Genomic DNA, 22,954 nt, shown 5'->3' on the forward strand with positions numbered 1-22,954 from the left:
TATCAAGCTCGGGTATCTGGCGTTTCAAGTGATTTTAAATGTTCATAAATGGCAAGCTGGGAGCGGATCTTTCGCTTGTTGCCGCGGGGAACATAATGATTGCTTAAATCTTTGTCAACATAACGCGCTTTTACCGTATCGCTAAATTGCAATTCCAGAATATCTAAAACCCGCTGTTTTAAAAGTGGATCCACTAATCGAACGGCGACTTCAATTCGGTAGTCTATATTTCGAGTCATCCAATCCGCTGAAGAAATAAAGACTTTTTCATCACCTGCGTTAGCGAAAACGTAAACACGATCATGTTCTAAAAAGCGGTCGACAATACTTGTCACTTGAATGTTTTCACTGTACCCCGTTTGCCCCGCAACTAACGAGCACATGCCGCGGACTAATAACCGAATTTTTACGCCTGCGTTAGAAGCATCATACAGCTTATCGGTCAGCTCTTTATCAACCAAATTGTTGATTTTTAGAGTAATACCACTTGGTAAGCCTTCGAGGGCATTGGCAATTTCTTGGTCGATTAACTCAGTCAATTTTGTGCGTGTATTTTGCGGTGACACCATTAAGTTATCGAAGGTGACAGGGCGATACGGGTTTTCAATAAAGCTAAACACACGGCGCACTTCATTAGTAATTTGCTCGTTAGCGGTTAACAAAGAGTAGTCAGTGTATAGCCGTGCGGTTTTTTCGTTAAAATTCCCTGTCCCAATATGTGCGTAGCGAACAATTTGGCCTTCTTCCATACGGGAGATGATAAATAATTTGGCGTGAATTTTCAGACCGGGGGCGGAGAATATCACGTGCACACCGGCTTCCGTTAACCGCTTCGCCCAGTGGATATTCGCTGCTTCGTCAAAACGCGCTTGTAATTCAACCACTACGGTAACTTTTTTGCCGTTGTGCGCCGCGTGGATCACGGAATCAATAATGCGTGAATCTTTGGCGACACGGTAGATATTGATCTTGATGGATAATACGTTCGGATCGAATGAGGCTTGGCGCAGTAACTCCAAGGTGTGTTCAAAGGTATAATAGGGGTAATACAGCAGTACATCCCGTTCACGAATCGCATCAAAACCATTGCGGAAATTATCAAACCAGCGGTGACGTAAACGTGGTAGTGGCTTGTTTAATAAATTTTTATTCCCTTCATTGGGGAAATTAATAAAATCTTTGAAATTATGATAGCGACCGCCCGCGATCACCGAGTCATCATTGGATAACCCGAGCTTTTCTCGTAGTAATGCCACCATTTCATCTGGCATATCCCGTTGATATACAAAACGTACAGGTTCGGCAGTGAGACGCTGCTTTAATGTAGACGACATAATCTCGAGTAAGCTGGATTCCATTTCGGTGGCGATATCGTACTCTGCGTCTCGGGTCATTTTCATGGAGTAGGCGTTAAGTTCGTCGTAATCGAAAAAGCCTTTAAAAATTTCATCAAGGGTATATCGCAGAATATTATCGATTAAAATCATTGACTTACGCCGTTTTGGCATCTCGGGTGGGAGGTTGACAAAACGCGGAACTTTATCCGATGGGATTTCTAGCAGGGCATATTGTGTATCGCTGCCATTAATAATCTCAACCGCCAGATAGGTATAGTCATCTTTGAGGAACTCAACTAAGTCCGTGTCGGGATTAATTAAGATCGGTGTGATGTGTTGGCGCAGATTTTGGCGGAAATATTGCCGCAGCCAAATTTGTTGGCGTGGGGAAATTTGACGCTCATTAATCAGAAAAATTTGGTTACGGGCCATTTCAAGCAGTAAATCATTGTATAAGACGTCAAACTCTTGTTCTTGTTTGGCGACTTTTGCTTGAATGCGCTTGAGTAAATGACGAGAGCCACTGGCGGAGCCTCGCTCTTCATTAATTAAAATACGGCGCTTTACATCCGCAAAGCGCACTTTATAAAACTCATCTAAGTTATTGGAATAAATGCCCAAAAAACGCATTCGCTCAATTAGCGGGTTACGCTTATCGGCGGCTTCTTGCAAAACGCGCTCGTTAAAAGACAGCCAGCTTAGCTCTTTTTCATGATAGAGACGTTCTTGGGACATTCTGACTCCGTATTAGACGCTTGTTACTTTAATAGCTATTATATCAGCCAGTTAACTAAATGTGATGCTTAATTGCTTTATCCTGCACAATGACACTTTCAGGGTTCTCTGACTGCTGTTTCATCGCAAAATATTGATGTTGGAAAACGCACATTCGAATTGCCGTATGGTAGCGCCCATTGACGAAAAATTCGTCGATCAATTCACCTTCAGTGTGAAAACCGAGTTTATTATAAATGTGAATAGCTTTGACATTTTCTTTATCAACAATGAGATAAAGTTTATATAAATTTAGTACAGAGAAAGCATAGTCCATTGCCAGCCTTGCTGCGCGGCTCGCATAGCCATGACCTTGGTGGTGTGGGGCAATAATAATTTGGAACTCTGAGCGGCGATGAACATAATCGATTTCAACCAGCTCAACTAATCCCACTTTTTCGCTATCATTTTCAACAATAAAACGGCGCTCGGATTGGTCATGAATATGTTTGTCGTAAAGATCACTTAGCTCAACAAAGGCCTCATAAGGCTCTTCAAACCAGTAGCGCATTACACTGGCATTATTATCAAGTTGGTGAATAAACGCTAAATCTTCACGTTCAAGTGGGCGCAACCTAAACGGATGAACTTGCCCGGTAGTCATAAAACACCTCTATTGGTTATAGAAAAACATTTTTTGCTTAAATAAGGATACCACTTATTTAAGATAAAATAATGACATAACAGCGAGAGATCGTCGCCTTGTTGAAGAATAGTTCACTTTATACAGCATTAAGTGGTTAATTGCAGGAAAAATAGTCAAGCAACGGGATGCTTATTAAGCTATTTTACGTAAAAGAAAAGGGTGGAATTCCACCCTTCAGACTGCTGACAAACATAACATGTTTGGCGGCAGGTTGGATAGGTTTTGAAAATAAACAAGGAAAATCAATATATTGATTTTCGCCTAATAACACAAAGTGGGAAAAACCACGTTTTTATCCCACTTTGTCAACAACCTCAAGGGGGGAATTCCACCCTTGAGTGAACTATGTTACGTTGCAGATCACAATGTCTCAGTAACACCTTGTTGAGGAAGCACTTTACCGTCTAACACGGCTTTCCCGTCAACCATGGTTAAGCGGTCATCACTAAACCATTGTAAGACTAGAGGGTAAATTATATGTTCCTGTGTTTTTACACGTTCAACAAGTAATTCCTCGTTATCTTCAGGGAAAACTGGCACTTTAGCCTGTAATATTACAGGACCACCGTCTAACTCTTCAGTGACAAAGTGAACCGATGTCCCGTGTTCTTTATCGCCATTTTCCAACGCCTTACGGTGAGTGTGTAGGCCGGGATATTTAGGTAATAAAGATGGATGAATATTGAGTACTTTCCCCGTGAAATGCTTTACAAAGTCAGGGGAGAGAATACGCATAAATCCAGCTAATACGACTATATCCGGTTGGTATTGTTCTATAATGGCTAATAAAGCAGCATCATAAGCTTGGCGATTTGCATAGGTTTTTGCGTCAAGGTAAGCCGTTGGGATCCCTGCCTGTTGCGCTCGCACAAGCCCATAAGCCTCATTTTGGTTGCTCACGACGGCAACAATACGGCCATGGACAGCGCCAGATTGGCAACTATCAATGATCGATTGTAAGTTACTGCCACTGCCAGAAATGAGGACAACGATGTTTTTCATTAGCGGATCACAACCTGTTCTTCACCCGCAGGTAATTGACCGATTGAACCAATTTGCCATGCCTGTTCACCCAGTGAAGTTAATAGCGTTAAGGCTGCGTCGACTTCACTTTGGGGTAGGGCAATGATGATCCCTACACCACAGTTAAAGGTGCGGTACATTTCGTGGGTAGTCACATCCCCAGCTTGTTGTAACCAACTGAAAACAGAAGGCCACTGCCAACTGCTGCCATCGATAATCGCTTGGGTATTAGCAGGCAGAACACGTGGAATATTTTCCCAGAAACCGCCGCCAGTAATGTGCGCAATCGCGTGGATGTCGTTTTTTGCGATCAGTTCTAACACATTTTTTACGTAAATGCGTGTTGGTTCTAATAGATGATCAGCCAATGATTTACCCGCTAACTCGGTGGTTTCTGGGTTAGTTTTGCTGACCTCTAAAATTTTTCGCACCAATGAATAACCATTGGAATGAGGACCACTTGAGGCGAGAGCAATTAACGCATCCCCGGCACTGACTTTGCTGCCATCGATAATTTCGGAACGTTCGACCACACCAACACAAAAGCCCGCCACGTCATAGTCTTCACCGTGGTACATCCCCGGCATTTCTGCGGTTTCACCACCGACTAATGCACAGCCAGATTGTTTACAGCCTTCGGCTATACCAGTGATGACGCTTGCTGCGGTATCGACATCCAATTTCCCAGTTGCGTAGTAATCAAGGAAAAAGAGTGGCTCAGCGCCTTGAACGATAAGGTCATTTACGCACATGGCAACGAGATCAATCCCGATAGAATCGTGACGTTTTAAATCCATTGCGAGACGTAATTTAGTACCAACGCCGTCTGTGCCTGAGACTAATACAGGCTCGCGATATTTTTGTGGCAGGGAACATAATGCACCGAACCCGCCAAGCCCCCCCATCACTTCGGGACGACGAGTTTCTTTTACAACACCTTTAATACGTTCAACCAATGCGTTACCTGCATCAATATCGACACCGGCATCTTTATAGCTGAGAGAGGTTTTATCAGTCACTACGGCCCCCAAGGCAATTACATTTTTGAGAAAAATAATATCATTGGGGGCTATTCTAACAGGCTAGGCAAACGTTTGCGATAGCTTTGTGAATGAAAATTTTAATCGCGCTAAATGACAGAATGTGAGTTAGTTCGCAAGGCGAAATAAACGTCGCGTTTAATGATTGCAAAAAAATAAAATCAGTTAATCATCAACATGCAACTTAACCGATATGGGATAGACTATTTAAAAAAAATTTGCCTAATCGCTGCTGTTTTGACCAAAATCAAAGGTAATCTAGTGGCATTCACGGTTAAAAGAGTTATAATCCCGCGATTTTTTTGTCCGCCAGCGTCTAAAATAGTAGGAGAAACCCATGAAGATCGTTGAGGTAAAACACCCTCTCGTTAAACATAAACTTGGCCTGATGCGAGATCATGACATAAGCACAAAACGCTTTCGTGAACTGGCCTCAGAGGTTGGTAGCCTACTGACTTATGAAGCAACCGCTGATCTAGAAACTGAAAAAGTAACTATTGATGGTTGGTGTGGTCCTGTCGAAATAGAACAAATTAAAGGTAAGAAAATCACCGTAGTGCCAATTCTTCGTGCAGGTATTGGTATGATGAATGGTGTATTAGAAAGCATTCCTAGCGCACGTATCAGCGTTGTCGGTGTTTATCGTGATGAAGAAACGCTGCAACCTGTTCCTTATTTCCAAAAACTGACTTCAGATATCGATGAACGCATGGCGTTAGTTGTTGACCCAATGTTGGCAACTGGCGGTTCAATGATCGCCACTATCGATTTACTGAAAAAAGAAGGTTGTAAGTCGATTAAAGTTTTAGTGTTAGTGGCAGCACCGGAAGGGATCAAAGCATTAGAAAAAGTCCACCCAGATGTGGAGCTGTATACGGCATCTATTGACCAGCACCTTAATGAAGAAGGTTATATTGTTCCTGGTCTTGGTGATGCGGGCGATAAGATATTTGGTACTAAATAACAATGAGCCGACTGAGAAGTCGGCTTTTTTTTGATGTATTTAATTAGATGAATGAGTGTAAGTGTTCGGCCACTTGCCAAGACTATTGCTAAAAGGGGGTAAGCTAAAATGATACGTCGCACCATTGGTGTTGAAGAAAGACCACCATTACTACAAACCATTCCACTGAGCTTTCAGCATCTTTTTGCGATGTTTGGCGCAACCGTTGTCGTACCGATTTTATTTGGTGTAAACCCCGCAACTATCTTGTTGTTTAACGGAATTGGCACGCTATTGTACCTCTTTATCTGTAAAGGGCAGATCCCTGCTTATTTAGGATCGAGCTTTGCCTTTATTTCTCCAGTGCTAATTTTACTGCCATTAGGGTATGAACTGGCTCTTGGTGGCTTTATTATTTGTGGCGTGTTGTTCTGCCTTGTGGCATTGATTGTTAAAGTGGCGGGAAGGGGCTGGATCAACGTGATGTTCCCGCCTGCGGCGATGGGGGCGATTGTTGCGGTTATCGGACTTGAGCTTGCTCAAACGGCGGCTGGTATGGCGGGTCTATTGCCAAAAGAGGGCGCTGCGGTTGATGCAAATACGTTAATTATTTCATTAACCACATTAGCGGTAACCATCTTATGTGCGGTCATTTTCCGTGGGTTTTTATCAATTATCCCCATTTTAATTGGGTTCTTAACGGGGTATGGGTTGTCATACTTTATGGGGGTTGTGGATTTTACACCGGTGATTGAAGCGCCTTGGTTTGCTATCCCAACTTTCTATACTCCACGTTTTGAATGGTTCGCCATTCTCACCATTTTACCGGCTGCATTAGTGGTGATTGCTGAACACGTTGGGCACTTAGTGGTGACTGCAAATATTGTTGAGCGTGACTTAATGAAGTCTCCAGGCTTACATCGTTCTATGTTTGCCAACGGTTTCTCAACCGTGTTATCCGGATTCTTTGGTTCAACACCAAACACGACTTATGGTGAAAATATCGGGGTAATGGCTATCACTAAGGTTTACAGTACTTGGGTAATAGGTGGCGCGGCGGTTATCGCTATTTTGTTATCTTGCATTGGTAAATTAGCCGCAGCAATCCAATTAGTGCCTGTTCCGGTGATGGGCGGCGTTTCTTTATTGCTCTATGGCGTTATCGGTGCATCAGGTATTCGTGTTCTGATTGACTCGAAGGTTGATTATAACAAACCACAAAACCTGATTTTAACCTCAGTAATTTTAATTATTGGCGTCAGTGGTGCAGTTATTCACATTGGTCAAGCGGAACTAAAAGGAATGGCATTAGCGACGATTGTCGGTATTTTTATGGCTTTGCTGTTTCGCTTTATTACCTTTGTTCGCCCAGAAAAACAGTTTGTAAACAGCGAAGTCAAAGAGCTGGATACAAATAAGAAATAAGCGTTTTCCATATAAAATCATTGCCGCCGTGGTTAAAGCGGCGGCAATTGAACGGGATCCTGTTCATCTAATCGGGTTTTTTGTGGTAAACTGCGCAATGAAAATTGATTTGTACAGCCAGAGGCGATTCTGAATACACCATCACAGCTTTCACTACCACTTTATCTACCGGATGATGAAACCTTTGCCAGCTTTTATGCAGGGGAAAATGATGCGTTGCTGTCTGCTATTAAATCAGCAATTAACCAAGCACATGGCAGCTATATCTATTATTGGTCCCGTGAAGGTGGTGGGAAAAGCCACTTACTTCATGCCGCTTGTGCTGAGCTTTCAGAGCAAGGTATTGCTGTCGGGTATGTTCCTTTGGATAAACGCGCGTATTTTGTGCCTGATGTGCTTGAAGGGATGGAACACCTATCATTGGTGTGTCTTGATAATATTCAATGCATAGCTGGGGATGAAGAGTGGGAAATGGCAATTTTCAACTTATACAACCGCATTCTTGAAATCGGTCGTACCTGTTTGTTGATCACCGGTGATCGCCCACCACGCCAAATCGACCTTAAACTACCTGATTTAGCTTCTCGCCTTGATTGGGGGCAGATTTACAAACTGCATCCTTTAAGTGATGAAGATAAAATCTTTGCCTTACAATTGCGTGCCCGCATGCGCGGTTTTGAATTGCCAGAAGATGTGTGCCGTTTTGTACTTAAACGCCTCGACAGAAAAATGGGCACCTTGTTTGATATTCTAAACAAACTGGATCATGCATCCATTGTTGCTCAGCGTAAACTCACCATTCCGTTTGTAAAAGATATTCTGAAATTATAGTGAAGCAAAAATTGGCAGCCTATTAAGGCCGCCAATCGGTATCGAATTACAAAATTTCTAACACTTGTTCTGGGGGTCTACCTAAACGGGCTTTATCCCCATTAACCACAATAGGGCGCTCAATTAGTTTAGGGTTTTCATGCATCGCTTTGATGAGTTGATCCTGCGTTAAGCTGTCATCGCTTAAATTCAATTCTTTGTACAGTTCTTCTTTCGTGCGCATTAACTGGCGCGCATCTTTAAAACCTAACATCTTAAGGAGTTTTTTTAACTCTGCGGCTGTCGGTGGCGTTTTTAAGTATTCCACGATTGTGGGGGTGATCCCTTTATCTTCTAGAAGGCTTAGGGTTTCACGGCTTTTTGAGCAGCGGGGGTTATGGTAAATTTTAATTGAATTCGTCATTTTTGAGTCCTTACGGTTTTGCGTTTTCATCACGTAATTGCAGTTTTCTCAATGCATCAATACGCGCATCGTAACGTTGTTGTTCATAACTGCCTAAACGGCTTTGGCGGCTAGCATCACTCAAATAATTGATTGCAGTGTCATAACCACCACGAAGTGCTAGGCCTTCTGCATATGCGGCGAGTTCTTCAGGACGATTTCCTTGCTTTGCCGAAGCTTCAGCCAATAGATCCCAACCAATCGGGTCCTCAGGATAATCAAAGGTATATTTGTTAAGTAGCGTGGTTGCTTCTTTGTATTGGTGATTGTTGATTAGGGCATTCGCTAAATTCACAATAAATACCGTGTTTTTGGGGGATTTTTTTAGGGCATTTTGCAAGCGAGTGACGGCTCTTGCCGCTTGATTTTGTTCAAGATCTATATCTGTCATGCTATCGATAAACCACGGATTATCTGGCTGTTTATTTAATAATTCAGTGAGAATTTTACCCGCATCCGCATATTTTTTGTCCTGTGAAAGGATCAATGCCTTGCCATATTGAGCGGCAAGCTGCTCATTTGGTGTGCCTTTTTCATAATTTTCAATAATCTGGTCAAGGGCGTGTTTTTGCTCTGTGCTATACATAGCTAAAATACGCACACGGGCTAACATAAAATCCAATGATGAAGGCACACTGACTTTTGGTAATTGGCTCGAACGGTTACGCGCATCCGCTAAACGGCTGTCAGGAAGGGGGTGCGTTAACAATATTTCGGGGGGTTTAGACATATAACGTGTTTGGTCTGCCATGGTTTGCATAAAATCCGCCATCGCGTGAGGGTCAAAACCAGAACGACGTAATGTTTGTAAACCAATACGGTCGGCTTCTTGCTCATTCGCTTGCGTAAAGCTGATCATACCTTGTTGCACACCCGCCATGGTACCTGTCAAAGCGGCAAAACCAGCTTGTGGGTTGGCCATCACCAGCAGTAATGAGCCAATCGTCCCCGCAATCGCTAAAGGTGTAGTGCTTTTTTGATCTTCCATCATTCGCGCAAGGTGCCTTTGCGTGACGTGGGAAATTTCGTGAGCCATAACAGAGGCAAGTTGACTCTCATTTTGGCTATAGCGAAATAGGGCTGAATGCAGCACAACATTGCCGCCAAAATAGGCGTATGCATTGATGTTGGGGTTATTGACTAAATAAAACTTAAACGGGGTTTTAACTGAATCTGCATTCTTCACTAAGCGCATGCCAATCTTGTTAACATATTGCGTTAACAAAGGATCGTAAATAAGGGGGGTGCTGGCACGGATCTGTCGAGTAATCGCATCACCCATAATAATTTCTTGGTTAATACTGAGCGTACCCCCCGCAGTGGTACCTATGTCGGGTAAGGTATCTTCAATCGCACTGTAAGCAGGTAAAACTGCACCATTCATGAGTGCAGCGATCATGAAAGCTAATAATGGGTATTTCAATTTTTTTTTCATGAAACGTGAGTATCCCATACAACGTTTAAAATTTAGGGTAAGTACCGACTTTATTTCGAGTGCGTTAGTGCATGGCATTCAATAACTCGAAAAGTTTAAAACACATGATAGCAAAAGCTATCGTAAAATCTGTTATTCGGTATAATTTTCGTTAATTTAGGAACTGTCCTTCGCATTAATTCCTCAGGAGCAACACATGCTGGAATTGTTTTTACAATGGTATCGTCGGCGCTTTGCCGATCCACAAGCCGTGGCACTCTTTACATTACTTGTCTCGGGTTTTGTGATCATCTTCTTTTTCAGCAGTATACTGGCTCCGTTGCTGGTGGCAATTGCCTTGGCGTATTTACTTGAATGGCCAACAAATATTCTACAGCGTGTGGGCGTATCCCGTGTATTTGCCGTCAGTATTATTTTGACCTTGTTTGCGGGAATAAGTGCCATGGTTATTTTAATCATTGCACCAACTGCATGGCAGCAGGGGATCAATCTGATGTCCGATCTGCCAAATATGGTAAATCGCTTCAACGAATTTGCCCAACAACTCCCCGAACAATATCCTGCTTTAGTGGATGTTGGTATTATCGATATGATGGCTGATAACTTACGCAGCCGCATGTCTGGGATAGCGGACTCGGTAGTTAAAGCGTCTGTCGCATCATTAATTGGTATCTTCTCCCTTGCGGTGTATTTAGTATTAGTGCCATTAATGACCTTTTTCTTGTTAAAAGATAAAGAGCGAATTAGTCGTAGTTTCTTAAAATTACTGCCTAAAAACCGTTTGCTGGTGGGGAAAGTTTGGGTAGAAATGAATGAGCAAATCACCAACTATCTACGAGGCAAAGTCACGGAAATGGTGATAGTGGGCGTCGCGACCTATTTATGTTTTGCCTATTTTGACTTGCGCTATGCGGTATTGTTATCTGTGTTGGTCGGTGTCGCCGTGCTTATTCCCTATATTGGTGCAGTAGCCGCGACAATTCCTGTGGTCATCGTCGCTTTATTTCAGTTCGGAATTGGCAGCGAATTTTGGTATCTGATGCTAGTTTATTTAGTGATCCAAGGGCTAGATAGCAATGTTGTGGTGCCATTACTGTTTTCAGAGGCGGTTAATTTACACCCATTAGTGATTATCTTATCGGTAGTGATATTTGGTGGTTTATGGGGTTTTTGGGGGGTTTTCTTTGCTATCCCATTGGCAACGCTAATTAAAGCGGTAATCCATGTTTGGCCAGAAGAGCCAGTCGAACCTACAAATTAGGTCTGTATCATAGTGCTGTATGATATATACAGCACTATTGAATGATAAAAAATTACGCGTTTGCGTTAATGTACGCGAGAACGATTTCGTGGTGGTTTGTGGTCTTGAAATCATCAAAAACGTGTTCGACTTTCCCAGTTGGGTCGATTAAGAAACTAATACGGTGGATCCCATCGTAGGTTTTGCCCATAAATTGTTTTTCGCCCCAAACCCCAAATTGCTCACACACTTGGTGGTCTTCATCGGATAACAATGTGAAATTCAACATCTCTTTCTCAGCGAAACGTGAAAGTTTTTCTGGTTTGTCTGTGCTAATTCCTAAAACTTCGACACCTTTTGCTTTGAGCGTATCCATCTCATCACGTAAGCCGCATGCCTGAACAGTACAGCCTGGGGTCATCGCTTTTGGGTAAAAGTAAACTAATACGCGCTGACCCTGGTAATCAGAAAGGTTGATGATCTCACCATCTTGGTCAGGAAGGCTAAATTGTGGCGCCTTATCACCGGCTTTCAATGGGTTCATTACATATATCTCCGTTAACTCTGCATATTGGGGTTGTTAACAATACTGATGTTGCCTTTGGCATTTAGCATTGTACATAGTTGTTGAAATTTATTCTTTATAATTATGCCATTATCGTTCAACGGGTCATGTGCAGTAATCTGAATTTCCAGTTGAGCAGGCATATCATTATTGGCTGGTTGAGTCTTAGAAACAAGTTCTGCGATATTACATTGAGAGGTTGTAAATAAATTTGTGAATTGCTCGACAATTCGAGGCGCGTCATCGACAACGACATTCACAGTAACTGTGGATGGGTAATAGGTTGTTTGAACACTTTGAGTTCGTTTCATAACAATCAGTAAGTCGAGTTCAGCCCCCTTAGGTGGCAAGGTTGCCTCAAGCAGGGTTATTGCATTCCAACTGCCGGATAACATCATAATAAAGGTAAATTCCTTGCCAAACATCGCTAAGCGACTATCTTCAATATTACAACCACACTCACTGACAAGGCGAGTGATCGTATTCACAATGCCCGGACGATCTGTACCCAGCGCAGTAATGACAAGAAATTGCTGTTCAGTCTTAGGCAAAGTCGGTTCCTTATTTTTTGATTATGTCAGTTAAATACTTGATTAAAATATAGCCTTGAAACGGGGTCATAAAAAATGACGCCAACTGTGGGTAAGGAAACCATAAAAAGTGACATCTGCCAAGAGGTGTCATTCACTCTTGCGAGAAAAGTCAGTGAATTATTACTTCTATTTAAGTTTATAATGCCGGCATTAACAAAATTCATTAAAATCTTGCCGTTGGGTGGTTTTCTTCTTGGAAATGAAAACGTAACATGGAGGTTCAATAATTTAAGGGGTATCGCTATGGCTAATGGAAACGCAAACTACAAAGATTTTTTAACGGGAAGCATTGTCGCAGTTATCACACCAATGGACTCAGCAGGGCGTTTAGATAAAGCCAGCTTAAAAAAATTGGTGGATTACCATGTTGAAAGCGGCACAACGGCTATCGTTTCTGTTGGTACTACTGGTGAATCTGCAACCTTAACCCATAAAGAACATGTGGATGTTGTGAAAGCAACACTAGAACTTGCTGATGGGCGAATTCCGATTATTGCGGGGGCTGGTGCGAATGCAACCGCAGAAGCGATTTCACTGACAAATGATTTTGAAAACAGTGGTGTAGTTGCTTGCCTGACCGTAACACCCTATTATAATAGGCCTTCACAAGAAGGGTTATATCAACACTTTAAAGCAATTTCAGAAAACACGAACTTGCCACAGATCCTTTATAATGTACCATCACGTACAGGTTGCGATATGCTTCCAGAAACCGTGGGTCGTTTAGCAAAATTGGCGAATATTGTCGCAATTAAAGAGGCGACAGGGAACTTAGCACGTGTTCATCAAATCAAAGAGTTGGTTGATGATAATTTTGTGTTGTTAACGGGTGATGATGCAACGGCACTTGATTTCATGCAACTGGGCGGAAAGGGCGTTATTTCGGTCACAGCTAACGTTGCTGCGCCGCAGATGGTAAAAATGTGTGACTTAGCGCTTGCAGGCAAATATACTGAGGCGCGTGAATTAAATAAAAAACTGATGGGGTTACACCAGCAGTTATTTGTTGAACCGAATCCAATTCCAGCGAAATGGGGTTGTCATCGCTTAGGTCTGATTGCTGATGGTACACTACGGTTACCAATGACACCGTTAACAGCTGCAGGCCAGCAAAAAGTTGAGGACGCTTTAAAACTCGCTGGGCTACTGTAAAATTTAGGGAATTTTAATGGCAACATTATTGCAAAAATCGAAGGTTATGAAGGTTGCTGGCCTGTCACTTGTTGTGTTACTGGCAGCCTGCTCCAGCGATCAGCGCTATAAACGTCAGGTTAGTGGTGATGAGGAATATCTTAACACCGCGCCATTGAAAGCATTAAATGTGCCGCAAGGGATTACGTTGCCTGCACAAAATGGTGAGTATGATATTCCAAAAACTACCTCTACCGGTCCAGTTGGGAAAGCATTAGATATCCGCCCACCAGTACTGACGATTTCGCAATTAGCAGGGTCACGCACAGAAAATAGCGCTGATGCAAGCCGTTTGTTGCTAGAAAATACACCTGAAAATAGTGCGTTATGGTCACAGGTTACGTTGATCTTAGAACAGCGAGGTATTCCAGTTTCATCGAAAGACGACGGTAGCCATTCCATCGAAACCGATTGGGTGAAATGGGACCGTGCAGATGAAAACGTGCCAATGGAAAGCCGCCATAAAGTGACAGTCAAACCTGAAAATGGCATGATTGCGTTAACAGTGACTAACTTGGGTATGCGCCAAGGGGATGAAACTATTACTGATGTCGTTGAAATTCAGCGTTATAACAAATTGTTATTAAATGAATTAACCGACAACTTGTATGCGTTACGTGATACTTCAAATAAAAATAGCCTGCAAAATGCATATGGCATTATTGACGTGCAAACGGGTAGTGATGATACTGGTTTACCGCTGATAGTTGTTCGTGCGCCGTTTGATGCGGTTTGGGAACGCTTACCACATACGTTAGAAAGTGTTGGTATGAAAGTGGGTGATCGTACCCGTTCAACGGGCTCAGTGATGGTCACATACAAAGGTTTAAGCAGCTCTGAGTGGCAAGCACTGGGTATTGATGATCCAACGGTACCTGAAGCTGACTACAAAGTACAAGTGGGTGACTTAAACAACCGTAGTACGTTGCAATTTATTTCGACCAAAGGCGTTGCGTTAACGCAGAAACAAAATGATGAAATGGTTGCAGCATTGAAAGCGGCATTTAGTAAAGCCCCTACTAAAAAATAATCACTCAGTTTTGATGGTTAAAAAATAGAAACCGTGGCTCTGGTAGCTGCGGTTTTTTTTATGGGTAAATAGTGTGGCGAACTGTTAACTTAACGATTAAACGACCATTGGATTTACCGGAAAGGTTGTTTATTTGCTCAATACATACACTATTATGGTGACGGATAAAGAACAAACTAAAGATAGGCAACGCGTTTGAGCAAACATGATCAACTGGGCGTGTTTTAATCACTAGTTTGCTAATGCCTCTAACGGCGAAGAAGATAGCCCCCTTGCTCGCTTGGTGAACAGGGCGGATTTTGACCTTAACTGGATGAATATATACTGGGGAAAAGGCAAGGATATTCATCCAGATAAAGGAGTTGTTATCAGCTAATCATCATTGAGCCAGCCAAAATAATAAAGCTGATTATTAATCAGTACATTTATCATGATTCTTCCTTTTATTATCAACTATATAGTAAGCCAATTCGTTATTGGCTAATTAAAAGCGTAGGCATCATGAGAGAAAAACAAATGGACAAAAAATCAGTGTTTGTCGCTAAGTAATCGTTTGCGTCAGGCGTGAAATTTTATTATCATAATAAGCATACCAAGATAAAATATTGAATATCAGTAAGTTAGATAAATTACTCAGTAAACAGGCTAACTGACTGAAACAGAGCAAAAAATTAACAGTGAAACGGCGTTTTTATTTGTTTTTTATTTTCTGTTAGTTTTGTGTTCTGTCAAAACAGAGTTACAAAATCTATTCATTTATGGTTTTTCTCAATAGTTTAATCACATCTCTGGAGTGTGTAAGATGCAAAAGAAAGCTGAGTTGTATCGTGGTAAGGCAAAAACGGTCTATACCACTGAGGATCCTGATCTGTTGATTCTGGAATTCCGTAATGATACATCAGCACTCGATGGTGAGCGTATCGAGCAGTTTGACCGTAAAGGTATGGTCAATAACAAATTTAACCACTTCATCATGAGTAAGCTAGAAGAAGCTGGTATTCCAACACAGATGGAAGCACTGCTTTCTGATACTGAAGCGTTAGTTAAAAAGTTAGATATGGTGCCTGTCGAGTGCGTTATTCGTAATCGTGCAGCAGGTTCATTAGTGAAACGTTTAGGCGTTGAAGAAGGGATGGTATTAAACCCACCGTTATTTGATTTGTTCCTGAAAGATGATGCTAAACATGATCCAATGGTTAATGAGTCTTACTGTGAAACCTTTGGTTGGGTGAGCAAGGAAAACCTCGCCAAAATGCGCGAGCTGAGCTACAAAGCTAATGATGTATTAAGCAAGATTTTTGCAGATGCAGGGCTGATTTTAGTCGATTTTAAATTGGAATTTGGTTTATTCAATGGGCAAGTCGTTCTGGGTGATGAATTCTCCCCTGACGGCAGTCGCTTATGGGACAAAGAAACGTTAACTAAAATGGATAAAGACCGTTTCCGCCAAAGCCTCGGAGGGCTGATTGAAGCTTACGAAGAGGTTGCACGTCGCATTGGGGTACAACTGGATTAAGCAGTTTCTATAACATAGATTATTTTAGCCTGCATCGCAGGCTATTTTTTTTGCCATTTGTCCGGGATAAAGGTGTTAGCCCATGCATCAGGTGTAAATGAGGATGTGGGTAAGGCTAACGTTTTACTCAGGGAAATAAGTGTTGGTGCGGGGAGTTCTGAGGTTTGTTGTAGCACTGGGTGACTTAAAATATCGACCGGTGTACCATCGCCGATAAGCCGACCACTTGATAAATGTAAGACCCGCTCAAATTGACGAGCCACGAAATCAAAATCATGGCTAATGGCGATAATACTGGTGCCTTTACCGCGCTGTAAATTTAACCAGTTTTCAAAACGCTTCGTCCATAACGCATCAAAATCACGACTCGGTTCATCAAGCAATAAAAGTGGTGGTGAAACAGCTTCTAAACATGCAACGGCAACCATTCTGCGTTGTCCCGCATGGAGATCAAGGGGGTGCTTATCTGCCACATTGGCTAAATGGCAAATTTCCAGCGCACAGTGTACCCGTTCTGCGATGACCTCCTTTGCTAGTTTTTGGCGTTTTAAACCAAAAGCCACTTCACTTTTGACAGTACTGTGGAAAATTTGCTTTTCAGCTTCTTGAAATAAAATTCCCACTTGGTTGGCGCGTTGGGATGCGGGTAATTGTGCAATAACCTGGCCATTTAATAGAACGCTGCCGAATGTAGGGGATAATAAGCCTGCCAATAGGCGCAATAATGTTGACTTTCCGGCACCATTGTCTCCAACCAGTGCAACCCATTCGCCGGCATGCAAGTTGAATGATAAATCGGAAATATTATCAATATTTGAGCTTGGCCAGCGGTAACTCAAATTATTCAGTTGTAGCATATAACCTCTTAAAAGCCTCGACTAGCTGCTTTTCATCACGGGGGATTGCGCCTTGCCATTGACCAAGTTTGACTAATTCGCCAACAACACGCCATGCATCGGGCATGTTGATGGTAGCAAGCGTGTTGGGGAAAACCGTCTCTAATGAACCGCTAGACAGTATTTTCCCTGCGGCTGAAAACAGATTTCCTGAACTTAGCAAGAGAAAATCCTGACAAAAGTGGATAGCAGGTAATAAGTTACGTTCAAAGAGCATCACACAACAATTTGTTTGAACAGAATACGTTTTTAATTGGAGCAAGAGTCGTTGGGTCGCACTGGGCGTTAGCCGACTAAATGCTTCATCCAACAACAATAATTGTGGGCGCATAGCCAGCGCACTGGCTAGTACGACGCGTTGTGCTTCACCACCCGATAAGGTGGCAGGGTGACGATGGCGAAGGGCTTCACAAAAAGTTAATGTGATGGCGTGCTCTACGCGCTGGGTGATCTCATCGACGGACAGGTTTAGATTTTCAGGACCAAAGGCAATTTCTTGTTCCACCGTAAAAGTACAGCCTGAAAACTGTAATGCGGGGGATTGCTGAATAAGCTGACGAGAAACAGACGCTTGGACGACTGAATTATTGATTAGTGGCTGTTGTAATACTTCGGCTACTCCGGTTAGTTCACCGTGCAATAAATCCCCATGCCAGCCCGCAAGAAGTTGGGCTAGCGTACTCTTGCCACTTCCATTTCCTCCAAGTACACAACACCATTGTCCCGCCTTAAGCTGGATATCAATAGGCCCGAGTAAGGGCTGTTTTGCACCTTGGGGAATAAAATGCATTTGCTGTAAATTTACCACCACAGAGCCAATCCACCTTCAATAACGATTAATAATAACAGGCTATAACGCAACCCTATTTGCCAGTGAGGATCGGCGGGAGGGTTCAGTGTCGTGCGTTTGGCATAATAACGAAAGGCATGCATATCAAGGGCTGCACCGCGAATAGTCAGTTCACTTAAGGTGTTACTCACTAATGGGAACAATATGGCGGGTAATGAAATACATCGTTGCCAAAAATTACCATCAAGGGGGACGCCCCTTGCTAATTGTGCTTCACGGATGGTGTTCAACTGTTGCTTAAACTGCTCGACAAGTAAAAGGGGGCCCGCAAAGAGATACGCAAAGCTTGCGGGTAATTTGCTAGCAAATAAAGCACGAATAAAGCGCTCGGTTGGCACGTATTGTAGCCAAAGTTGTGACCCGCTGATAATAACCAACAACTTAAACCATAAGGCTAAAGCGAACTCAGGTCGGCTATTTTTCAGGGGGGCGCCGGTGAGTAATTGTGCAAGCCATCCACCATGTATTAACCATAAACCCAATCCCATTGGGAGCATAAACCAGACGACAATTTTCCAGCGGTAACGGGCAGGACGCCATAATAGCAATGTGATAAAGGTGCTACATCCTAGTAGGATCAATGGCCAGCCCAATGGTAAGAAAAATGCGCTGGCACTGAGCCAAAGCCATAGAGTCAGTGAGGTAAACGGGTGCACTTAACGTACCTTAGCCATATTGGGGTAGTTACGTTGTACACGTTCAGGCAATTGTCGAACTAATAACCAGGCGACTAAAGCGGATATGATCTTATCAGCAATATTGGCGCCTAATACAGTGATAGCCACAGATTCAAGTAAGTTATCACCCACCGCATGAAAATAGGCGACAAAGAAATCGGCTCCACTACCGGTTGTACCACCAAATAAATAAGTACGAATAGGTACCGCAACAATCATTAAGGCGAAAGTGATGAGGATACCAGAACCAATAACACGGGGTAATGTACGAAAACCACCTGCACGAGCTAAAAGTCCCGCGCTTAAACCAATCATCATTGCAACAGGTGCAAAGGCAGCAGCAATTGGGCCACTCAATAACCCCCACAGTAGATTTGTCAATAAGCCGCTCGTGAGCGCAGCCCAAGGTCCAGCGAGTAAGGCACAAATTATTGTGCCGATGGAATCAAGAAAAATAGGCAGTTTTAACATGGTACTTAATTGGCCTACAACCATGTTTATTGCAATGGAAAACACAATAAGCGTGAGTGTACGACTGGAAATAAACGCTGATTTACTCATAAGAAAACCATTCCTTGCAAAATAAAAGAAATTAACGTGGAACAACAACCAGTTCTTCGTAGCCAGACAGGGCACAGGGCTCCCTTGTAAAAGTGATATTTTCAAGTTCACCAATGATTAATTCCAATGTAGTTCTAACACTGCAACCGGGCATCATGTGCCCGCCTCGCATATGACCTTTTTCATCAGAAACAGACAAATGCAAATGTTCGCCATTGGCTTCTAACGTGCCAATTAATGAGACGATTTCGAATTTACCGCAGGTGTGATCTGTCTCTTCTTGTCCTGCAAAACGGAGCGCGACATCGGTTAAACTGCCCACACAGCCTGCGATAAAGGCGGCTTGGAAACCGTGCTGGGTGATGTGTTTTCTTAACGTTAATAAGACGTCTTCACCGGGAAGCAAACGGATCGCAATAAAACGTGCGTTTGAGTAAGGGGATAATGCTTGAGTCATATGTTTAATCCTAAGCGCTGAAATTGTATAAAGCGTTGCATAACGAGGTAACATATTAAAATTTCAACTAATCTAGGAGCATCTTTTTGGGGCGATGTTTATGCGAATTAAAGCTATTTTAGGCAAGGGAACTGTTCGCTGCTAAGTGGATTCGGCAAGAGGCTCTGAACATAGCATCATACTTCAATCAAATAAGCGACAGCTTGAACCATACTCCCATCAATTTTTCGGGTTGTTTTTTGCCCTTTATTCGCGGTAAAAATCAGTAAAAAAGATAAACCGCCTCTAGGTTATAAATTTAGTGTATTGATTACCTATGGGTATTATACGCAATATTTGAACGGTTTCTGGGGGGGAGGGCATTTGAAGCAAACTTCAGGAAATCACACTATGAGTTGGTGTTTATCGTGAGGAAAATTAAAAAAAAGGGCGGGTAAAAAAATAAAGAGTGATGAATATTCCGAGAATTTAGTTTAAGTTTTTTGACGAAATGTATAATTCCAGCGCAATCACGGTTTATTTTCACATTTTGCACCTTTACCATGGATTATGCTAAAGAGAGTCTTTGTTAAGCCATGTAAGAAAACACGTCAAATATTGGCATTACGGGCATGGGAATATAGTAACAATTGTTGTAAATATGTGCTTAAGGTGCAATTAAACGGTAAATAAAAGTCATCAACTCAATATTAAGATGGATTAATTATAAAAAGAGTTGGTGTAATTATTTGCTTCTTAACTAATGACTCAATAACATGTTTTAAAATAAGTTATTTTGCTACTCACAATAATTATTCGCCAGTTTTACAGGGAAAAATCTATGAGTCACGTTGACCCCACATTAATCATTCTTTTAGTCTTGGCTGGATTAGGGATCATTAGCCATAATATGACCGTCACACTTGCCATGTTATTTTTATTGGTTGTACGAATAACCCCACTTAATAATTACTTTCCTTGGATTGAAAAGTATGGATTAACCATCGGGATTTTGATCTTAACTATCGGGGTAATGGCACCTATTGCGAGTGGAAAAATTAGTGCAGGTGAAGTGTTGGGATCGTTTTTGAATTGGAAATCTATCCTAGCTATTGTAATTGGTATCGCGGTTTCTTGGTTAGGGAGTCGCGGCGTGACATTAATGTCAAATCAGCCTTCTACTGTTGCTGGGCTACTCGTTGGAACCGTAATAGGCGTCGCACTGTTTAGAGGGGTTCCCGTTGGGCCTTTGATTGCCGCAGGGATACTGTCGTTATTAATCGGAAAATCTTAGCTGCCCTATGAATGATTTACTGCCTGCCATTGCAGCACAACTGCGAAAATGTGGCTTGCGTCGTCTCTTAGTTTTGTCTGGTGATGATGCGTGGATATCACAACAGCTTATACAGATGCAAGAGGTACTTAGCGGGGATTGGCTCACGATTTCATCTGATTTACCCTCAGGGATCTTGCCTGAAAATGCCCACTTATTGTTAGGGCGGGAGTTCTTACATGGTATTTTTGATGCACGCAAAGGGATCCACAGTGAAGCACTTGCCATGCAAGCTGGTACGTTAAAGGCAGGAAGTTTATTGGTTTTTTGCACTGTGCCCCAAGAGGCATGGCCAAATCACCCAGATATCGATAGCCTGCGCTGGAACGAGCAGCATGGCATTATTTCAACACCGCATTTTGTTCACCATTTACAACGTCTGATGAACGCCTCTAATGATGTTATTTTTTACCAACAAGGAAAAAAAGCGAGTGCATCATTATTGGATAATAATGCTGTTTGGCAACCACCGACAGGGCAGTTGACGGATCAACAACAGCATGTTTTGAATAAATTATTAGTAGGTGAAGAAGGTGTTTGGGGGCTCATTGCCCCAAGGGGGCGCGGAAAATCAACGGTAGCCGGGCGGCTAATACGGCAATGGCAGGGGGAGTGTTGGTGCTGCGCGCCAGCTAAAGCCTCTACGGATGTGCTAGGGCAACATGCGGGGAAGCCACTTCATTTTTGGTCGCCAGATGCGTTACTAGCTTATTGCCAAGCCGGTAACATAATAAGCGCAGACTGGCTAATTATTGATGAAGCTGCGGCGATCCCCAGTTATTTGTTACGCCAATTGATTGAATATTTCCCGCGCGTACTGCTGACCACCACTGTTGATGGTTATGAAGGGACAGGGCGCGGCTTTATACTAAAGTTTTGTGCGAACTTACCCCGTTTTACGGCTTTAACTTTAGATGATCCCATCCGTTTTGCTACTAATGATCCGTTAGAACGCTGGATAAATCAGGCGTTATTGTTGCAAGAGCCAAATCCGATTTTAACTCAACATAATACAATTGAGTATCAATCAATTAGCCAAAGTGAATTGGCAACAGATGAGAGCAAACTTGCCTCGTTTTATGGCTTATTAATGAGCGCGCATTATCGAACTTCCCCATTAGATTTACGTCGTTTATTGGATGCGAAAAATCAGCATTTTATGGCTGCGTTCAGCCCCCAAAGTCATCAGCATTTTTTAGGTGCGTTATGGATGGTGGATGAAGGATCATTAGATAAACCATTAAGTTGGCAAATTTGGGCGGGATTACGCCGTCCACGTGGAAATTTAGTCGCCCAATCATTAGCCGCGCACAGTTATTTTCCGCAAGCAGCACAGTGGAAGTCGCAAAGGGTGATGCGTATTGCTGTCGATACTCATTATCGGCGACAGCAAATAGGTTTGACATTACTTGATAAACAAAAGCAGAGCCCTGATGTGCAAGGTTTGGATTTTCTTTCCGTTAGTTTTGGCTTAACACCAGACCTGCTCGCATTCTGGCAACAAGCAGGGTTTAGGCTTATTCGAGTTGGTTCGCAAAAAGAGGCCAGTAGTGGGTGCTTTACCGCGATGGCGATTTTACCTATGACTGTAAGAGCTCAGCAATTATGCGAACGTGGTGAAATATTGCTACAACGTGATATTAACATGCGAACCGATCTTAGCGAATTTGCGCTGTGTTCGAGTGATGATCAGCAACTTATGCAAGAAGATTGGCTTGAACTGATAGGCTTTAGTGAATTTAAACGACCAGTTTCCGCGAGTCAAAGTGCGATTTTACGCCTATTAGCCCACGTTCCTGACTCAGCGCCGCTGTTAAGAAACTATTTTGAACAGCGCCATTCATTGGCGCAAATATGCGAAGAATTTAAGCTGACAGGGCAAAAACAGTGGCTAAGTAGCGCCAGAAAGCAGGTTGGTATCTGGGTAAAACAATACCAGCCAGCGCTATTATCAGAAATTGTTCAAAAAGTTACTGCTTCTTATCCTTAGGCCAGTCGTCTTCATCGTCCCACAAATGATTATTGTCTTTGTGGGGGGGGATCTGCGGTTTGTCATCAAGAAATTTTTTGGGGTCGAGTTTCATCATTTCTTTAATGGAGTTCCAAATAAGCCCAACCAAGAGAAGGATAATTATCCACCAGTAGTCTGCTAACCATTGCATTTATTATC

The 22,954-nt window shown here is 42.7% G+C and carries 23 protein-coding genes and 1 pseudogene; 9 read left to right on the forward strand and 15 right to left on the reverse strand.

The window, feature by feature from the left end; all coding sequences use genetic code 11:
- Positions 1–2: 2 nt before the first annotated feature.
- The 4 genes from ppk1 to purM form a co-directional block, all read right to left on the reverse strand.
- Positions 3–2,072, reverse strand: coding sequence for a polyphosphate kinase 1 (ppk1, locus tag AB6N04_RS05770; RefSeq protein WP_369310941.1), 2,070 nt, complete (start codon positions 2,070–2,072; stop codon positions 3–5).
- Between the two features lie 55 nt (positions 2,073–2,127).
- Positions 2,128–2,715 carry a spermidine N1-acetyltransferase gene (gene speG / locus AB6N04_RS05775; protein ID WP_369310942.1) on the reverse strand — a complete coding sequence of 196 codons (588 nt, stop codon included), beginning with the start codon at positions 2,713–2,715 and terminating at the stop codon, positions 2,128–2,130.
- A 402-nt stretch (positions 2,716–3,117) separates the two neighbouring features.
- On the reverse strand, positions 3,118–3,759 hold the full coding sequence (gene purN / locus AB6N04_RS05780) for a phosphoribosylglycinamide formyltransferase (RefSeq protein ID WP_369310943.1): 642 nt from the start codon (positions 3,757–3,759) through the stop codon (positions 3,118–3,120).
- Positions 3,759–4,799 carry a phosphoribosylformylglycinamidine cyclo-ligase gene (purM, locus tag AB6N04_RS05785; RefSeq protein ID WP_369310944.1) on the reverse strand — a complete coding sequence of 347 codons (1,041 nt, stop codon included), beginning with the start codon at positions 4,797–4,799 and terminating at the stop codon, positions 3,759–3,761. The genes purN and purM overlap by 1 nt, the downstream gene beginning before the upstream one ends.
- A gap of 358 nt (positions 4,800–5,157) precedes the next feature.
- On the opposite strand from purM, the gene upp reads away from it, so the two are divergent.
- The 3 genes from upp to hda all read left to right on the forward strand — a co-directional run bounded on the left by upp (position 5,158) and on the right by hda (position 8,019).
- Complete coding sequence (gene upp / locus AB6N04_RS05790) at positions 5,158–5,784, forward strand: uracil phosphoribosyltransferase (RefSeq protein ID WP_369310945.1); 627 nt, start codon at positions 5,158–5,160, stop codon at positions 5,782–5,784.
- Between the two features lie 108 nt (positions 5,785–5,892).
- Positions 5,893–7,188, forward strand: a complete 1,296-nt coding sequence (gene uraA / locus AB6N04_RS05795) for a uracil permease (protein WP_369310946.1) — start codon at positions 5,893–5,895, stop codon at positions 7,186–7,188.
- Between the two features lie 126 nt (positions 7,189–7,314).
- Positions 7,315–8,019, forward strand: coding sequence for a DnaA inactivator Hda (gene hda / locus AB6N04_RS05800; RefSeq protein ID WP_369312003.1), 705 nt, complete (start codon positions 7,315–7,317; stop codon positions 8,017–8,019).
- Positions 8,020–8,065: 46 nt separating this feature from the next.
- Here the strand turns inward: hda and arsC are convergent, their stop codons facing one another.
- Together arsC and AB6N04_RS05810 are read right to left on the reverse strand one after the other, a co-directional pair.
- Positions 8,066–8,422: an arsenate reductase (glutaredoxin) gene (gene arsC, locus AB6N04_RS05805; protein ID WP_369310947.1), complete on the reverse strand. Its 357-nt coding sequence runs from the start codon at positions 8,420–8,422 to the stop codon at positions 8,066–8,068.
- Between the two features lie 10 nt (positions 8,423–8,432).
- Complete coding sequence (locus tag AB6N04_RS05810; RefSeq protein ID WP_369310948.1) at positions 8,433–9,896, reverse strand: M48 family metalloprotease; 1,464 nt, start codon at positions 9,894–9,896, stop codon at positions 8,433–8,435.
- A 196-nt stretch (positions 9,897–10,092) separates the two neighbouring features.
- Here AB6N04_RS05810 and AB6N04_RS05815 point away from each other — a divergent pair, with 196 nt between their 5' ends.
- The gene (locus tag AB6N04_RS05815) at positions 10,093–11,157 is read left to right on the forward strand and encodes an AI-2E family transporter (protein WP_369310949.1); all 1,065 of its coding nucleotides are present in this window, start codon (positions 10,093–10,095) and stop codon (positions 11,155–11,157) included.
- 52 nt (positions 11,158–11,209) lie between these two features.
- On the opposite strand, the gene bcp is transcribed toward AB6N04_RS05815, so the two are convergent.
- Together bcp and AB6N04_RS05825 are read right to left on the reverse strand one after the other, a co-directional pair.
- Positions 11,210–11,680 carry a thioredoxin-dependent thiol peroxidase gene (gene bcp / locus AB6N04_RS05820; RefSeq protein WP_369310950.1) on the reverse strand — a complete coding sequence of 157 codons (471 nt, stop codon included), beginning with the start codon at positions 11,678–11,680 and terminating at the stop codon, positions 11,210–11,212.
- Between the two features lie 14 nt (positions 11,681–11,694).
- Complete coding sequence (locus AB6N04_RS05825) at positions 11,695–12,252, reverse strand: glycine cleavage system transcriptional repressor (protein WP_369310951.1); 558 nt, start codon at positions 12,250–12,252, stop codon at positions 11,695–11,697.
- 285 nt (positions 12,253–12,537) lie between these two features.
- On the opposite strand from AB6N04_RS05825, the gene dapA reads away from it, so the two are divergent.
- Both dapA and bamC read left to right on the forward strand, forming a co-directional pair.
- Positions 12,538–13,446 (forward strand): 4-hydroxy-tetrahydrodipicolinate synthase, encoded by a 909-nt coding sequence (gene dapA, locus AB6N04_RS05830; RefSeq protein WP_369310952.1) that lies wholly within the window; start codon positions 12,538–12,540, stop codon positions 13,444–13,446.
- Positions 13,447–13,462: 16 nt separating this feature from the next.
- Positions 13,463–14,515: an outer membrane protein assembly factor BamC gene (bamC, locus tag AB6N04_RS05835; protein WP_369310953.1), complete on the forward strand. Its 1,053-nt coding sequence runs from the start codon at positions 13,463–13,465 to the stop codon at positions 14,513–14,515.
- 58 nt (positions 14,516–14,573) lie between these two features.
- On the opposite strand, the gene AB6N04_RS05840 is transcribed toward bamC, so the two are convergent.
- Positions 14,574–14,864 carry a hypothetical protein gene (locus AB6N04_RS05840; RefSeq protein ID WP_369310954.1) on the reverse strand — a complete coding sequence of 97 codons (291 nt, stop codon included), beginning with the start codon at positions 14,862–14,864 and terminating at the stop codon, positions 14,574–14,576.
- Positions 14,865–15,317: 453 nt separating this feature from the next.
- Between AB6N04_RS05840 and purC the strand changes: the two genes are divergently transcribed.
- A complete protein-coding gene (gene purC / locus AB6N04_RS05845; protein WP_369310955.1) occupies positions 15,318–16,031 on the forward strand; it encodes a phosphoribosylaminoimidazolesuccinocarboxamide synthase in 714 nt (237 codons plus the stop codon).
- A gap of 206 nt (positions 16,032–16,237) precedes the next feature.
- Here purC and AB6N04_RS05850 read toward each other — a convergent pair.
- From AB6N04_RS05850 to AB6N04_RS05870, 5 genes and pseudogenes are all read right to left on the reverse strand, one after another.
- Positions 16,238–16,888, reverse strand: a pseudogene (locus AB6N04_RS05850) (energy-coupling factor ABC transporter ATP-binding protein); the annotation flags it as partial.
- Positions 16,872–17,738, reverse strand: a complete 867-nt coding sequence (locus AB6N04_RS05855) for an energy-coupling factor ABC transporter ATP-binding protein (protein WP_369310956.1) — start codon at positions 17,736–17,738, stop codon at positions 16,872–16,874. The gene AB6N04_RS05855 and the pseudogene AB6N04_RS05850, both read right to left, overlap by 17 nt.
- Positions 17,729–18,433, reverse strand: coding sequence for an energy-coupling factor transporter transmembrane component T (locus AB6N04_RS05860; RefSeq protein ID WP_369310957.1), 705 nt, complete (start codon positions 18,431–18,433; stop codon positions 17,729–17,731). The genes AB6N04_RS05855 and AB6N04_RS05860 overlap by 10 nt, the downstream gene beginning before the upstream one ends.
- On the reverse strand, positions 18,434–19,015 hold the full coding sequence (locus AB6N04_RS05865; protein WP_369310958.1) for an ECF transporter S component: 582 nt from the start codon (positions 19,013–19,015) through the stop codon (positions 18,434–18,436). It abuts the gene before it with no gap.
- Positions 19,016–19,046: 31 nt separating this feature from the next.
- Complete coding sequence (locus AB6N04_RS05870; RefSeq protein WP_369310959.1) at positions 19,047–19,472, reverse strand: PPC domain-containing DNA-binding protein; 426 nt, start codon at positions 19,470–19,472, stop codon at positions 19,047–19,049.
- Positions 19,473–20,292: 820 nt separating this feature from the next.
- Here AB6N04_RS05870 and AB6N04_RS05875 point away from each other — a divergent pair.
- Together AB6N04_RS05875 and AB6N04_RS05880 are read left to right on the forward strand one after the other, a co-directional pair.
- Positions 20,293–20,745, forward strand: a complete 453-nt coding sequence (locus tag AB6N04_RS05875) for a DUF441 domain-containing protein (RefSeq protein ID WP_369310960.1) — start codon at positions 20,293–20,295, stop codon at positions 20,743–20,745.
- 7 nt (positions 20,746–20,752) lie between these two features.
- Positions 20,753–22,774 (forward strand): tRNA(Met) cytidine acetyltransferase TmcA, encoded by a 2,022-nt coding sequence (locus tag AB6N04_RS05880; RefSeq protein WP_369310961.1) that lies wholly within the window; start codon positions 20,753–20,755, stop codon positions 22,772–22,774.
- Here the strand turns inward: AB6N04_RS05880 and AB6N04_RS05885 are convergent.
- Positions 22,755–22,946 carry a hypothetical protein gene (locus AB6N04_RS05885; protein ID WP_369310962.1) on the reverse strand — a complete coding sequence of 64 codons (192 nt, stop codon included), beginning with the start codon at positions 22,944–22,946 and terminating at the stop codon, positions 22,755–22,757. The genes AB6N04_RS05880 and AB6N04_RS05885 overlap by 20 nt on opposite strands.
- Positions 22,947–22,954 lie beyond the last annotated feature (8 nt).

This window comes from Providencia rettgeri (assembly GCF_041075285.1).
Lineage (GTDB): Bacteria > Pseudomonadota > Gammaproteobacteria > Enterobacterales > Enterobacteriaceae > Providencia > Providencia rettgeri_G.